Annotated in this window: 13 protein-coding genes; 7 read left to right on the top strand and 6 right to left on the bottom strand. The window is 34.9% G+C overall.

The genetic code is table 11. The features are described from left to right. Positions 1-89: 89 nt before the first annotated feature. From yidC to rpmH, 4 genes are read right to left on the bottom strand one after another with little or no spacing between them, the layout of a single operon-like run. Complete coding sequence (gene yidC, locus Q4493_RS12990) at positions 90-1,733, bottom strand: membrane protein insertase YidC (protein ID WP_303453348.1); 1,644 nt, start codon at positions 1,731-1,733, stop codon at positions 90-92. A 6-nt stretch (positions 1,734-1,739) separates the two neighbouring features. Beyond that, a complete protein-coding gene (gene yidD / locus Q4493_RS12985; RefSeq protein ID WP_303453346.1) occupies positions 1,740-1,988 on the bottom strand; it encodes a membrane protein insertion efficiency factor YidD in 249 nt (82 codons plus the stop codon). After that, positions 1,958-2,311, bottom strand: coding sequence for a ribonuclease P protein component (rnpA, locus tag Q4493_RS12980; RefSeq protein WP_303453344.1), 354 nt, complete (start codon positions 2,309-2,311; stop codon positions 1,958-1,960). The genes yidD and rnpA overlap by 31 nt, the downstream gene beginning before the upstream one ends. 40 nt (positions 2,312-2,351) lie before the next feature. Next, positions 2,352-2,486, bottom strand: a complete 135-nt coding sequence (gene rpmH / locus Q4493_RS12975) for a 50S ribosomal protein L34 (protein ID WP_033080930.1) — start codon at positions 2,484-2,486, stop codon at positions 2,352-2,354. 457 nt (positions 2,487-2,943) lie between these two features. Between rpmH and dnaA the strand changes: the two genes are divergently transcribed. From dnaA to glyS, 6 genes are all read left to right on the top strand, one after another. Continuing rightward, positions 2,944-4,308 carry a chromosomal replication initiator protein DnaA gene (dnaA, locus tag Q4493_RS12970; RefSeq protein WP_303453337.1) on the top strand — a complete coding sequence of 455 codons (1,365 nt, stop codon included), beginning with the start codon at positions 2,944-2,946 and terminating at the stop codon, positions 4,306-4,308. A 28-nt stretch (positions 4,309-4,336) separates the two neighbouring features. Further along, positions 4,337-5,440, top strand: coding sequence for a DNA polymerase III subunit beta (dnaN, locus tag Q4493_RS12965; RefSeq protein WP_303453335.1), 1,104 nt, complete (start codon positions 4,337-4,339; stop codon positions 5,438-5,440). Continuing rightward, positions 5,441-6,526 carry a DNA replication/repair protein RecF gene (gene recF, locus Q4493_RS12960; RefSeq protein WP_303453333.1) on the top strand — a complete coding sequence of 362 codons (1,086 nt, stop codon included), beginning with the start codon at positions 5,441-5,443 and terminating at the stop codon, positions 6,524-6,526. Positions 6,527-6,536: 10 nt separating this feature from the next. Beyond that, positions 6,537-8,981: a DNA topoisomerase (ATP-hydrolyzing) subunit B gene (gene gyrB, locus Q4493_RS12955; protein ID WP_303453332.1), complete on the top strand. Its 2,445-nt coding sequence runs from the start codon at positions 6,537-6,539 to the stop codon at positions 8,979-8,981. Positions 8,982-9,237: 256 nt separating this feature from the next. After that, the gene (gene glyQ / locus Q4493_RS12950; protein ID WP_303453329.1) at positions 9,238-10,152 is read left to right on the top strand and encodes a glycine--tRNA ligase subunit alpha; all 915 of its coding nucleotides are present in this window, start codon (positions 9,238-9,240) and stop codon (positions 10,150-10,152) included. A gap of 7 nt (positions 10,153-10,159) precedes the next feature. Continuing rightward, positions 10,160-12,226, top strand: coding sequence for a glycine--tRNA ligase subunit beta (gene glyS / locus Q4493_RS12945; protein ID WP_303453326.1), 2,067 nt, complete (start codon positions 10,160-10,162; stop codon positions 12,224-12,226). 111 nt (positions 12,227-12,337) lie between these two features. On the opposite strand, the gene tusA is transcribed toward glyS, so the two are convergent. Continuing rightward, on the bottom strand, positions 12,338-12,580 hold the full coding sequence (gene tusA / locus Q4493_RS12940; RefSeq protein WP_303453324.1) for a sulfurtransferase TusA: 243 nt from the start codon (positions 12,578-12,580) through the stop codon (positions 12,338-12,340). A 14-nt stretch (positions 12,581-12,594) separates the two neighbouring features. Beyond that, positions 12,595-13,494 (bottom strand): SPOR domain-containing protein, encoded by a 900-nt coding sequence (locus tag Q4493_RS12935; protein ID WP_303453323.1) that lies wholly within the window; start codon positions 13,492-13,494, stop codon positions 12,595-12,597. Between the two features lie 143 nt (positions 13,495-13,637). On the opposite strand from Q4493_RS12935, the gene Q4493_RS12930 reads away from it, so the two are divergent. Further along, positions 13,638-15,548, top strand: coding sequence for a transglycosylase SLT domain-containing protein (locus Q4493_RS12930; protein ID WP_303453322.1), 1,911 nt, complete (start codon positions 13,638-13,640; stop codon positions 15,546-15,548). Positions 15,549-15,584 lie beyond the last annotated feature (36 nt).

The following is a 15,584-nucleotide window of genomic DNA, read 5'->3' as shown; positions in this document are numbered from 1 at the left end:
TAATGATTGGATATGCTGGAAATTCGTCATTTTAAGATAATAAAAAAGCGACTAATAAGCCGCTTTTTAGGATTTTAATTTTTGGTAAGTTAGCTATTTTTCTTTTTTTCTAATCCTGAAAAAATAATTTTCATTTGAATAATAGAAATAACATTACTGACTAACCAATATAATACTAGACCTGATGGGAACCAGAAGAAAAAGATAGTAAACATAACTGGCATGTACTGCATTATTTTCTGTTGCATAGGGTCTTGTACGGTCATTGGCTGCATTTTCTGCATAATGAACATACTAACACCCATTAATACCGGTAAAATGTAATACGGGTCTTTAGAAGATAAATCTTGTAACCATAAGCCAAATGTCGCATGTCTTAATTCAACACTTTCTAAAAATACCCAGTAAAGAGCTAAGAAAATTGGCATTTGAATTAATAATGGTAAACAACCGCCAGCTGGATTAACTTTTTCTTTACGGTACATTTCCATGGTGGCTTGAGACATTTTTTGACGATCATCACCAAATCGTTCTTTTAACTGAGCCATTTTTGGTGCTAATTCACGCATTCTCGCCATTGACGTGTATTGCGCTTTTGTTAGCGGGTACATTACGCCTTTTACAATAATGGTGATTATGATGATTGCGATACCCCAGTTTACTACTAGCGCTTGTATTTGAAGTAATAACCAGTGCAATGGTGAACTGATCATAAATAAGAAACCGAAATCGACGGTTAAGTCTAATCCATCTGCAATTTTTTCTAGTGCATCTTGATCTTTTGGTCCTACATAAAAGCTTGCTGAAGTCGTCGCTTGTTGTTGAGGTTCAATAATAATAGCTGGTGATTTAAAACCAATAACGGCATCTTGATTACTCGTAAAGCTGGTATACAACAAATTTGCTTCTGTTTGATTAGGGATCCATGAAGAAACGAAATAATGTTGTAACATGGCAACCCAACCACCTTGTGTTGTCACGTTTAAGTTTGCGTCGGCAATATCTTCAAAGTCATACTTTTCGTATCGATCTTCTTTTGTTGAATAAGCAGCACCACGGTAGGTTGGAATTAAGGCACTTGAAGTATCAACTAATGAAGATTGTTTTAACTGTGCATATAATTCAACACTAGCAGCAGCACTAGAATTATTATCAATAATGTAATCTACGTTAACTTTGTAGTTTGATTTTTCAAAAGTAAAACGTTTGATTACAGATAAACCATTGTCAGCAACGTATGATAAATCGATAACTAGCGGTTCTTCGCCTGTTAATTGATATTGCTTATTTGCTACCTGATAAATTGGGCGGCCTTTTACTACTCTATCAATACCTTGAGCGCCAGTTAATCCACTTTGCGCGATATATTTAAAGGTACCATTTTGCAACATGGTAAACGGTACACCACTACCTTGTTCTGTTTCATAATCAAGTAAGGTTGCTTCAACAATGTCACCACCTTGCGTATTAATTTTTATTTTTAAAACATCTGTTGTCACTTCAACTAAAGCAGCGCTAGATATTGTTGGTTTAGCTATTGGTGAGGTTGCTGTACTTGATGCTGGAACAAATTCATCATTTGTAGAGTTTGATGATGTATTTGGAACCGATGAATCAACTTGATTAGTTGCTACCGGTTGTCGCACAGGGGCGTTATCTAACTGCCATTGTTGGTAGAGTAAAAAAGTTACTACCATAAGCGCAATGAACAGAAAACTGCGTTGAGATTCCATAATATGTTATTTCTCTTTTTTTAGTGGTGGTACGGGATCTTCTCCACCCGCATTTAATGGATGGCATTTTAGTATACGTTTGCTTGCTAACCAACTACCTTTTAACACACCAAAGCGATTAATTGCTTCAATAGCATAAAAAGAACAGGTTGGATTGAAGCGACAATTGTTGCCAAGTAGTGGACTAAGCCAACGTTGATAGGCTTTGACGATAGATATTGCAATTACTTGTGGCGTTGAATTATTTTTCGCCATATTTTTTCTAATTGTCGTCTAATTTCTTGATTATCTAACTTGTCAGTACCCGATTTAACCATAATTACCATATCTATACCTGGTAAATTGTGTTGGTTAAGGCGAAAACTTTCTCGTATTTGGCGTTTAATTCTATTTCTTTGAACGGCTAGTTTAACGCGTTTTTTAGCAATAGCTAAACCTAAACGATTAGTTTTTTCTGGATTGGGTGTTATGAGAACAGTAATATGATTAGAGCCAAAACGTAGAGGTTTTGAAAATACTGTTTGGAATTGACCGGGAGTCAACAAACGTGACTCCCGATTAAATTCGTAAGTAACCATTTTGGGTTACCTTCTTTTTATTGATGATTCAACAAAAAGCTTAAGCGCTAAGACTTGCACGGCCTTTAGCACGACGACGTGCAATTACAGCACGGCCGTTTTTAGTTGCCATGCGAGCACGGAATCCGTGATTACGCTTACGTTTTAATACGCTAGGTTGAAATGTTCTTTTCATTACGCTATCCGTCGGTTGTTGTTGCCCTGGCATAACCGCCGTTTTGAGCACACTGGGTCTAAAAAAGAGGCAGAATTCTATACATAATAGGAATAATTGTCAACGACTAATATCAATATAATAAGAAAAGATCCTTTGATGATCTTTAGTGGATCTGATTAATATCCACAGTTTGATAACAAAATCAGATCATGTTGTTGATTATTTGTGCTTTTCACCGTTCTAAATAGTAATTTAATCTATCTATTATATTTTTGAGTAAATAAATTATAAGTCATTTATTTATAAATTTATCAATATGTTAATTGTTTTTAGGGCTTGTTGGTTAATTTATTTTTCAGACATATGTTGAAGTTGTGGATAACTAAGGAGATAATGCCATATCAAATAAAAATAACATTAATAAAGCCTACCCATTTTTTCAAATTGTTGGCGTTATATTAGCTAGGAGCTTTTCTTGGATCATTCTTTGTGGCAACGTTGCCTTTCTATTTTGCAAGAAGAACTTCCTGCTCAACAATTTAGTATGTGGATCCGCCCACTTCAATGCGTTATTGATAATAATATCATGACTTTATATGCACCTAATCGGTTTGTTCTAGATTGGGTACGTGATAAGTATGTTGCACGGATCAATGAACTTGTTTCGTTTGAAGAAAATGGCAACCCACCTTTATTGCGCTTCGATGTTGGTAGTATTCCTAAAGCAGCAGTTGCTCCTGCTCATTCTGATAGTCATTTTGCTCCTTCAATGAAGGAGAGTAGACCTCAGCAAAATATAGATCCCGAGCCTAATATTCCTAAAAAAACTAATGTTAGAGTTAATTATACTTTTGACAATTTTGTCGAAGGTAAATCTAATCAATTAGCACGAGCTGCTGCTTCTCAAGTAGCTGATAACCCTGGTTCCGCTTATAATCCTTTATTTATTTATGGTGGTACAGGTTTAGGTAAAACCCATTTATTGCACGCAGTTGGTAATGGTATTTTATTAAATAAACCCAATGCAAAAATAGCTTATATGCACTCTGAACGATTTGTGCAAGATATGGTTAGGGCGTTACAAAACAATGCCATGGAAAAATTTAAACAATATTATCGAAGTGTTGATGCGCTATTAATAGATGATATTCAATTTTTTGCTGGTAAAGATAGAACACAAGAAGAGTTTTTCCATACTTTTAATGCGCTACTTGAAGGCAATCAACAAATTATTCTAACGAGTGATCGATACCCTAAAGAAGTTGATGTTGAAGATAGGCTTAAATCTCGATTTGGCTGGGGCTTAACGATTGCTATTGAACCTCCAGAGCTTGAAACACGTGTGGCTATTCTCAAGCGCAAAGCACAAGAAAGTCATATTAATCTAGCAGATGAAGTTGCTTTTTTTATTGCTAAACGCTTACGCTCAAATGTGCGAGAATTAGAAGGCGCACTTAACCGTGTTATTGCTAATGCAAACTTCACCGGTCGAGCGATTAATATTGATTTTGTTAAAGAAGCGTTAAGAGATTTACTTGCCTTACAGGATAAGTTAGTTACTATCGACAATATACAAAAAACTGTTGCTGAATATTATAAGATTAAAGTGGCTGATTTACTTTCAAAAAGAAGAAATAGATCTGTTGCTAGACCTAGACAAATAGCAATGGCATTATCTAAAGAGTTAACAAACCATAGTTTACCTGAAATAGGGGACGCGTTTGGCGGTAAAGATCATACAACAGTGTTGCATGCATGCCGTAAAGTAAAAGATTTACGTGAAGAATCACACGATATAAAAGAAGATTATTCTAACTTGACTAGAACTCTTTCATCCTAATAATAAGGTTAAGAACAGTAGGTAACAAATGAAGTTTTCATTAAACAGAGAATTATTATTAAAGCCTCTATTACTCGTTTCTGGAGCGGTAGAAAGAAAAAGCACATTACCTATATTAGGTAATATATTGCTTGATGTAAGTGAACAGTCACTTACTTTAACTGCAACAGATTTAGAGCTTGAAATGGTCTCTTATGCGGTTATTGATAATCAAGGTGAAGATGGTAAGTTAACTATCCCTGCTAGAAAATTACTTGATATTTGTAAAAGCCTCCCTGATGGTTCGTTAATTAATTTTGAATCAGAAAATGATTCTGTGACTATTTCTTCAGGTAGAAGTAAATATTCACTCTCTACCTTACCGGCAACTGATTTTCCAAATATTGAACAATGGAAGGGTGATGTAGAATTTAAATTGTGTAAGTCTGAATTGTTAAGACTTATTGAAAGTACCCATTTTTCTATGGCAAATCAAGATGTTAGGTATTATTTGAATGGTATGTCTATTGAAACGGAAGGAAAAGAAATCCGTTCTGTTGCAACAGATGGCCACCGACTAGCGATTTGTAAATTAGCGAATGAATCTCTTGAATTGCCTAATAGGCAAGTTATTGTTCCTCGCAAAGGGATTTTAGAAATTATCCGTTTACTTGATCCTGTTGAAGAAGATGTTCAAGTATTTTTAGGATCGAATCATATTCGAATTATCGATCAAGAGTTTTCTTTTACCAGTAAGTTGGTAGATGGTCGTTTTCCAGATTATCGACGTGTCTTACCAAGAAATGGCGATAAAATATTAAATACCGATAAAGATCAGCTTAAGCAAGTTTTATCAAGAGCTTCAATTTTATCTAATGAAAAGTTTAAAGGGGTTAGACTTAACTTTGCAAATTCAGAGCTAAAGATCACCGCTAATAATCCAGAGCAAGAACAAGCTGAAGAAGTGTTAGAAATTGAATTTCCTTATGATGAAGTTGAAATTGGGTTTAACGTAAACTATGTGCTTGATGTTTTGAATGCGATTAAAGATCCTGTTGTTAAGTTTACTCTTGCTGACGCAAACAGTAGTGTAGTCATTGAAGGTGAAAATTCTGGCGAAGCAATTTATGTTGTTATGCCAATGCGTTTATAAATGTCAGTAAAAGAATTACAGGTTGTTAATTTTAGAAACTTAGCGTCAGATAAACTATCACTTCATTCAGATTTAAATTTTTTGATTGGTGATAATGGCAGTGGTAAAAGTAGCTTATTAGAATCTTTATTTTATTTAGGTCACGGTAAATCTTTTAGAACCAGTAGGGTTGAAAGTTTAATTCAAAATGATTTTGATTTTTTTATTATCAGTGTCAAATCAGATGATAATACTCAACTAGGTATTCAAAGAAATTCACTAGGTGAAAGCAAGATTAAAATCAATGGGGTTCTTTCATCAAAGCTTTCTGATTTAGCTAAAAATATTGCTGTTCAGATAGTAACACCAGAAAGTTTTAAGTTGTTTTTTGGTGGGCCAAAAGAAAGAAGAAAATTTGTTGATTTAGGATTGTTCCACGTGGAACATTCTTTTTCAAATGAGTGGAAATTATTTCAGCGAACATATAAACAAAGAAATGCTTGTTTAAGAACAAAACAGGGATTAGAGCTTTTAGATTATTGGACAGAAGAGTTTAGTCGTTTATCTGAAAATATAGCTCGTTTAAGAAACTCATATATTGAGCAGTTAAAAGTAGAATTGAAAATATGGCTTAAGATTATGTTACCCAGTTGTAGTGACGTAATTTCAATTCAATACTTACAGGGATGGAATAGTAAAAAAGAACTTAAAACCATCTTAGACGAAAACAGATATAGAGAATTAGAGAAAGGTTATTCTTTATATGGGGCACAAAAATTTGATATCCGCTTCCTTATTGATAACGCTTCTATTGAGCATCGTTTATCAAGAGGACAACAAAAGTTGTTTTTACTCGCGTTAACTTTTGCACAATCAAAATTGATTGAACAAGTTAAACGAATAAAGCCAATTTTACTAATTGATGATATTGGAGCTGAATTAGATCATAGTTCTAGACAAGCTATGTTTCGTGCAAATCAGCAACTTAATTGTCAAACAATAATATCGGCAATTGATAGGGTCGCACTGGAACCTTTAATTCCAGACGATAATAATTACAACATGTTTCACGTGAAACATGGACAAATTAAAGCAATGATTGAGTAGGCTAAACGCTATGACAGTAGAAAATGAATATGGCTCGGATAGTATTAAAGTTTTAAAAGGGCTTGATGCAGTTCGTAAAAGACCTGGGATGTATATTGGTGACACTGATGATGGCACTGGTTTACATCATATGGTTTTTGAAGTGTTGGATAACTCTATAGATGAAGCATTAGCAGGTCATTGTAGTGATATTATAGTTACTATCCATTTAGATGGTTCTGTTTCGGTAAAGGATGATGGTCGTGGAATTCCAACGGATATTCATCCTGAAGAAGGAGTTTCTGCAGCTGAAGTTATCATGACGGTATTACATGCTGGTGGTAAGTTTGGTGGAGAAGATTCTGGATATAAAGTTTCAGGCGGTCTTCATGGTGTTGGTATTTCTGTGGTTAATGCATTAAGTAGTAAACTAAAACTTAATATCAGAAGGGAAGGCAAACTTTACGAACAAATTTATCAAGCCGGTGAGCCTGAAGCGCCATTAGCGGTCATTGGTGAAAGTGAACGTACAGGTACTGAAGTTAGATTTTGGCCAAGTGCTGAAACATTCTCTGATACTTTGTTTCATTATGACTTATTAGTAAAAAGAATTCGTGAACTATCATTCTTGAACTCAGGTATTTCAATTCGTTTAATTGATGAGCGAGAAGAAGGTAAAGAAGACCATTTCCATTTTGATGGTGGGATACAAGCTTTTGTTGATTATTTAAATACTAATAAAACCGCAGTAAATGAAGAAATATTTTACTTTGATCTTGAGAGAGAAGATGGAATCATTGTTGAAGTTGCTATGCAATGGAATGATGGTTTCCAAGAAAGTATTCATTGTTTTACTAATAATATTCCACAAAAAGATGGTGGAACACATTTAAGTGGTTTCCGTACTGCATTAACCAGAACGTTAAATAGCTATATGGTTAAAGAAGGTTTAAATAAAACCAAGAAAGGTGGCAGTACAGAAACCAGTGCTTCTGGTGATGATGCTCGTGAAGGATTAACCGCCGTTATTTCTGTTAAAGTTCCAGATCCAAAATTCTCATCGCAAACCAAAGACAAGCTAGTTTCATCTGAAGTTAAAACAGCGGTTGAGCAAGCTATGGGTGAAAAGTTAGGTGAATACCTTTTAGAAAAACCAGCAGTAGCTCGCACAATTATTATGAAGATAGTTGATGCCGCTAGAGCTCGTGAAGCTGCACGTAAAGCACGTGAAATGACTCGAAGAAAAGGAGCCTTAGATATTGCGGGCTTACCTGGAAAACTAGCTGACTGTCAGGAAAAAGACCCAGCATTATCTGAACTCTATATTGTGGAAGGGGACTCTGCTGGCGGTTCAGCTAAGCAGGGACGTAACCGTAAAAACCAAGCAATATTACCTTTGAAAGGTAAAATATTAAACGTAGAAAAAGCACGTTTTGATAAAATGATTTCATCTCAAGAAGTTGGAACATTAATCACTGCGCTTGGTTGTGGTATTGGTCGTGATGAATACGATCCAGATAAATTACGTTATCACAGTATTATTATAATGACCGATGCTGATGTCGATGGCTCTCATATCCGTACGTTATTATTAACTTTCTTCTATCGTCAAATGCCTGAGATTATGGAACGAGGTTATATTTATATTGCTCAACCACCACTTTACAAAGTGAAAAAAGGTAAGCAAGAACGTTATATTAAAGATGATGATGGCTTAACTGAATATTTAACAACGTTAGCCTTAGATAATGCGGCAATACATGTTAATGACTCAGCTCCAGCAATTGCAGGAGCAGCTTTGGAAAAGTTAGTTAATCAGTTTAGAGATGTAACCGCTACTATCAAAAGATTATCTAGACAGATACCTGCTGATATCTTAGAAAAAATGATTTATAGCTCAACGATTAATAAAGAAGATTTCTCAGATAAAGCAAAAGTAGAAGCATGGACTGCAAACTTATTAGCCCAATTAGATAATCAAGACGGTAATGGTTCTATCTATTCTGTAGTTGTAAAACAAGATAGTGAACGAAATGTTTATTATCCAAGTTTCATTGTTCGCAAACATGGTATTGATACCGAATATAATTGTAGCTATGAATTTATAGACTCAAAAGAGTTTAGCTCTATTATTGCACTTAATGCAGCCATCAATGGTTTAATAGAAGAAGGTGGTTATGTTAAACGTGGCGATAAAGTTAAATATGCGACAACGTTTGAAGAAGCTTTAGATTGGTTAATGGCTGAATCTAAACGTGGACAATACATTCAACGTTATAAAGGGTTGGGGGAAATGAATCCTGATCAACTTTGGGAAACCACCATGGATCCTGAAACACGAAGAATGTTACAAGTAACGATTGAAGATGCTATTGCAGCCGATCAATTGTTTAATACTTTAATGGGCGATCATGTAGAGCCACGTAGAAACTTTATTGAAGATAACGCATTAAAAGTGGCGAACTTAGATATATAGTAGAAATATCATATGGTTAGTTTAAAAAAGAGCCTTTGGGCTCTTTTTTCATTAAAGCATAAAAGCAATTGCTAACAGATTAGATAGTTTCATTAAATTAGTGTATGTACGGACATCAATTTAGATAGCATTAAAAGAATAAGTCGCTACTTATTGAGTATTAACTCGATAAAGTTGCTTTGGTATCTAGGCGAATAATCAGACAAACGGTATACTACCGCAAGTAAATATTTAACCAGTAAAAAATCGGAAAATCATGAGCACGTTTAATAGTAAAACATTCCAAGGTTTAATTTTGCAATTGCAAGATTATTGGTCACGTCAAGGTTGTGTCATAGTTCAACCTTTAGATTTAGAAGTAGGCGCTGGTACATTCCATCCTATGACGTTTTTACGTGCAGTGGGTCCAGAGCCAATTAGTAGTGCGTATGTTCAACCTTGTCGTCGTCCTACAGATGGTCGTTATGGCGAAAACCCAAATCGTTTACAGCATTATTATCAATTTCAAGTAATGCTAAAGCCATCTCCGAAGAATATACAAGAGCTGTATTTAAATTCATTAAAAGAGCTAGGCATTGATCCATTAGTACATGATATTCGCTTTGTGGAAGACAACTGGGAATCACCAACATTAGGTGCATGGGGACTAGGTTGGGAAATTTGGTTAAATGGCATGGAAATTACCCAGTTTACATATTTCCAACAAGTAGGCGGATTAGAGTGTACACCTGTAACCGGTGAAATTACTTACGGGTTAGAACGCTTAGCTATGTATATTCAAAATGTAGATAGTATTTATGATCTTGTTTGGACTGATGGTCCAATGGGCAAGGTACTTTATGGCGATGTATTTCATCAAAATGAAGTAGAGCAGTCTGCTTATAACTTTGAACATGCTGATGTAGATGCGTTATTTCTACAGTTTGATCAGTGTGAAAAGGATAGTCAAAAATTAATTGAAGCAGGCTTAGCACTGCCTGCATATGAGCAGGTAATGAAAGCATCTCATGCCTTTAATTTACTAGATGCAAGGCACGCTATTTCAGTAACAGAGAGACAACGTTATATATTAAGAGTACGAGCTTTATCAAAGGCTTGTGCAGAAGCATATTATGCAACTCGTGAAGAATTAGGCTTTCCAATGTGCAAAAAGTCAGAAGAGCGAGGGTAACAGGATTATGAAAGATACATTACTAATTGAATTAGGTACGGAAGAGTTACCACCAAAATCGTTAAAAAAATTAGCAACAATATTTTTTGAACAGATCACGTCGCAATTAGAAGCTGCTGACCTAACGTTCGAAACGGCAACTTGGTTTGCAACACCTCGTAGACTTGCTGTAAAAGTAAGTGGATTAGATGAAAGGCAACAAGATAAAGAAATTGAAAAACGTGGTCCTGCTGTAAATGTGGCATTTGATGAAGCAGGTGAACCAAGTAAAGCTGCATTAGGTTGGGCTCGTTCAAATGGGATTACGATTGAGCAAGCACAACGTTTAAAAACCGATAAAGGCGAATGGTTATTACATAAAGCAATTCAAACAGGTAAAACCTTAGACATGCTTATTCCTGAAATGGTAAATAATGCCGTCAATAAATTACCAATACCTAAACCGATGCGTTGGGGCAGTGAACGTATTCAATTTATTAGGCCTGTGCATACACTAACTTTAATGTATGGTGATAAAGTTATTAGTGGTGAAACTTTGGGCGTATCGTCAAATAATTTATTACAAGGTCACCGTTTTCATCATGAAGGCTTAGTAACATTAATTCATGCCGATCATTATGAAGCGACTTTAAAAGAAGCCTTTGTCATTGTAGATTATCAAGCAAGACAGCAAATTATCATCGAGCAAATTAAACAGACCGAACAAGCATTATCGGTAGATGCATTGATAGATCAAGATTTACTTGATGAAGTAACTGCATTAGTAGAATGGCCAGTAACCTTGGTAGGGACTTTTGATGAAGAGTTTTTACAAGTACCAGCTGAACCGTTAATTTACTCAATGAAAGATCATCAAAAATACTTCCCAGTAAATGATAAACAAGGCCAGTTGATCAACAAGTTTATCTTTGTTGCAAACATTGAAAGTAAAGCTCCAGAAAAGGTTATTTTTGGTAATGAGAAAGTAATACGTCCACGACTTGCTGATGCTGAGTTTTTCTTTAAGACAGATAAAAAGCAAACACTTGAATCAAGGTTAGCGAGTTTAGAATCAGTATTGTTCCAAAAACAATTAGGCACATTAAAAGCTAAGTCAGAACGTATCGCTGATTTAAGTAAATTTATTGCCAAGCAAGTTAATGAAGATGCGGAACTAGCACATCGTGCAGGACTTTTAAGTAAAACAGATTTAATGAGTGACATGGTTTTAGAATTCCCTCAAGTACAAGGTACAATGGGTAAATACTACGCTATTCATGACGGCGAAGACCAATCTGTCGCACAAGCTCTAGAAGATCAATATCGTCCACGCTATGCAGGAGATAGTTTACCTGAAGGTAACATTGGTTGCTCGGTAGCCATTGCAGATAAAATTGATTCATTAGTTGGGATTTTTGGTATTAATCAGCCGCCAAAAGGTGATAAAGACCCGTTTGCTTTACGTAGGGCTGCAATTGGCTTGATACGTATTATTATTGAAAAACAATTAGATTTAGACATTGCCGTGTTAGTAGCTGAAAGTATTACCTTGTACGGTGATAAATTATCGAATGAAAATACTCAAAAAGACGTATTAGATTTTGTTTTAGGTCGTTTTAGAGCGCACTATCAAGAACAAAATATTTCAGTTGATGTTATTCAAGCCGTTTTAGCAAATGCACCTACAGCACCTTTAGATTTTGAAAAACGCATTTCTGCGGTTAGTCACTTTAAATCGATGCCTGAGGCAGAAACATTAGCAGCAGCAAATAAACGTGTTGGTAATATACTCGCGAAATTTACAGGTGAATTATTTACAGAATTTAAACCGTCATTAGCTGCAGAAAAGGCTGAAACTGAATTAGCCGAAACTTTTGCAGCAATCAGTAATAAAGTAAAACCTTTACAAGAAGCAAGAGATTATAAAGCGGTATTATCTGAGTTATCTCAGATTAAACAACCGATAGATAAGTTTTTTGATAGCGTAATGGTGATGGCTGAGGATGAACAAGTAAAAACTAATCGGTTAACTTTACTTAATGAAATCAGAAATAGCTTTTTAGCGATTGCAGATATTTCATTATTACAAAGTTGATTCTGATAAATTACAGGTAATAAAAGTAAGGTAGCTAACTATTCGCTAGTTATGCTACCTTTTTTGTTTTCAAGAATGATTAAATTGTTATAAAGATCAATAGCCCCTAGATTAAGATTTTTTAATTAAGTACTGAAAGGGAATATCGTCGCTTTGTTGTGCAACGAGTTGATGTTCCATAAAACGGCAAAAACTAGGAATATCTCGTGCTGTTGACGGGTCGTCAGCTAAAACTAACAATGTTTCGCCTGTTTTAATTTTACGTATGTTTAATCTAACCATCATTACAGGTTCAGGACACCTTAACCCAATAGCATCTAAATGATGATCAGCGCCTGCAAAAAGTTCATCCATAACCATCTATCCAATTAATTGTTTTGAAGGGTTAACTGAGTGACATACCCATTCAAATTATAATTTGTCATTATCATGTTGATAAAATCATTCGCCCGTTGTTTTGATTGAAAGTGATGACTAATAATTCGAAAATAATTGTTGGCATTCACTAATTGAAAATGAATGTTTGGATAAGAATGCTGTAATTTAACTAAAGATTGTTGACCATTACTAATATTACTAAATGCACCAAATTGCACATACCAGAAAGGTTTGTTGATAACCGGACGTATTGGTTGTTTGCTATTCTTTGGTGTTTGCTCTACTAAAACTGGCGCGACGCTTGGTCTTACTTGATTTGGCGTTTCTGTAGTCGTTGTTCTTAAAGTGGGTTCAGGAGTACGCTCTTCAGGCGTATAATTATTAAAACTTTGACCAAATTGATAACTTAGTGATAAAAACAAACTATGATTTGTGTCGATTATTTCACTGTTAAAGTGAGAAAACTGACCAAACTCAAGAGATAAATTTTTGGTAAGTTTATATGTTGCTGCAAGCATAATATAAGGTGACATTTGCTTTTCTATCACGGCTTCATTCGAGCTATTAACCACAAACCCTAAGCCTGTACCTGCTTTTAATGATAAATCTTTGTTATAGCGTTTGATAAAATTGGCACCAATCGAAAACTGGCTGTAATTAGCAAATACATCCAACTCATTGTTTTTTAAGTGAATATCACTATTGTCAAAATAACGTGTTTCAAATTCAAATGATTCACCAAATTGCCATTGATAAAAAATGTGATAACCAGGACCATCTTCCTGATCAAGATGATAGTTAAGTCCTACACCTGCTTTGTGAGTATTTTGAGCGCTCAGTGAAAAAGGCAGTAATACACTTACTAAAAAGATAATTGTTAATTTTTTCATAGGGATATTTCGAACATTTTTTTTAATATTAACAGTAAATACTGATAACTACCAAATGGCGAAATAGTTTTTTAAGTAAATATGCTTGCTTTGTTGTAATAGGGTGAATAACCTAGAGAGAGATAAATATTTCAGGTTTTTATATGCGTAACCTTTTTCTGATTATTCCCTTGTTTTTCAGTCTAGTACCTCTAATTCATGCTTCTACAGAAGGTGAATTTCGGCAAGCATTTGAAAAAGCTGAAAAACAATTGTGGAAGTCTGATTCTTCTACCTATCAAAACCTTTACCAACAGTTAAACTATTATCCATTGCAACCCTATTTAGACCAAAAACGGCTAATTCATCGGATGCGTCTTTCTTCGATAAAAGAAATAGCGGACTTTTTGGATAAATACCAAGGTTCGCCCCTTGATTGGCCATTACGAAAAAAATGGTTGAACTATTTAATAAAAAGAAACCGTCAGGCGTTATTTATCGAGTTTTTTCAACCGACTTATGACGTTAATTTAACGTGTCATTACTATCAATACCAACTAAATAAAGGTGTAAAAGAAGCTGAACTTTTCCCTAAAATTGCAGAATTATGGGTAGTAGGAAAGTCTCAACCTAAATCATGTGATCCATTATTCGAACGATGGCAAAAAGCAGGTTTACGTACCGCTGAGCATGTTTGGCAACGTCTATCGTTAGCGGCTGATGGTGGAAAACATACTTTAATTCCATATTTGACGGGTTTGTTGCCAAAAAACGAACAATATTTGGGAAAGCTTTGGCATAAAGTAAGAAGAGATCCCGCTTATATTACTAAATTATCGAGATTTCCAAATAAAAACGAGAAAGAAACCACCATTTTTACTTATGGTATTAAAAGGTTAATTTGGCGAGATCAGAATAGGGCGCTTAAATCATATAAACAAGCACAAACTGCTTTTGATTTTAATACCGATCAACAACAGCAAATTGCGTTGAAATTTGCTTTAGCTTTAGCCAGTAAAAATCATGATTTAGCTAATGAATGGTTACAGCAAGTTGACGATAACAACTTAACTGACAATATTATTCAATGGAAAATTGCCGATGTATTAAGAAAACAAGATTGGCCAACGATTAAAACAGAACTACTTTCTTTACCTAAAGCTTATCAACAGAAGCAACAATGGAAATATTGGTATGCCCGAAGCTTATTAGCAACTAACGAAGATGTTGTTGGTAAGCAATTAATGGAAGCGTTAGCTGATAGCCGCCATTACTACGGGTTTTTAGCCGCGACTTACAGCGATAAGCCAGTGAATTTACAAGATAAGCCACTGAAAATTACCGAACAAGAAAAAATAGAGATATTTAAAAATGTAGCTGGTAAACGAGCTTTTGAATTTTTCCATTTAGGTCGTTATTACCATGCGCGATTAGAGTGGAATTACTGGTTGCGACAATTAAATGAACGACAAAAGTTAGTTGCTGCAAAGTTAGCTAATGAAATTGGTTGGTATGACCGTGCAATTTTTGCTTTATCACAAGTGGGTTACTTAGATGATGTCGATTTGCGTTTTCCGTTAGCATTTAATGATGAAATAAAACAACACGCGAGCAAGTATTCAATTGATCCCGCATGGGCCTTTGCTATTACTCGACGAGAAAGTTCATTTATGTCTGATGCTAACTCTTCCGTAGGAGCGAGAGGATTAATGCAGTTAATGCCTGATACCGCTAAACATTTAACAAGACGGAAGAAAGTATCGACGAAATATTTACTGGATAGTAAAAATAATATTAATTTAGGCACAAAATATTTAAAAGATTTACTTGATAGGCATAAAGGAAACCAAGTTCTGGCTACTGCCGCTTATAATGCAGGGCCTTATCGAGTTAAAAAGTGGCTAAAATCAGCAAATGAATTACCTGCTGATATTTGGATTGAAACTATTCCTTTTCGAGAAACACGAGAATATGTAAAAAGCGTGCTAGCTTACCAAGAAATTTATCAACATAAAGTAGGTGAAGAAAGTTCGTTATTTGATCAGCTACACAGTTTAAATATTTCTCAATTATAGTATTCACGACTTGCTGATATTTGAAAAAGTATAGGT

The organism is Colwellia sp. 1_MG-2023, from assembly GCF_030546755.1.
In the GTDB taxonomy this organism is placed as follows: Bacteria; Pseudomonadota; Gammaproteobacteria; order Enterobacterales; family Alteromonadaceae; genus Thalassotalea_H.
Note: the sequence above shows the minus strand (reverse complement) of the source record. Positions and strands in the feature narration are given on the sequence as shown.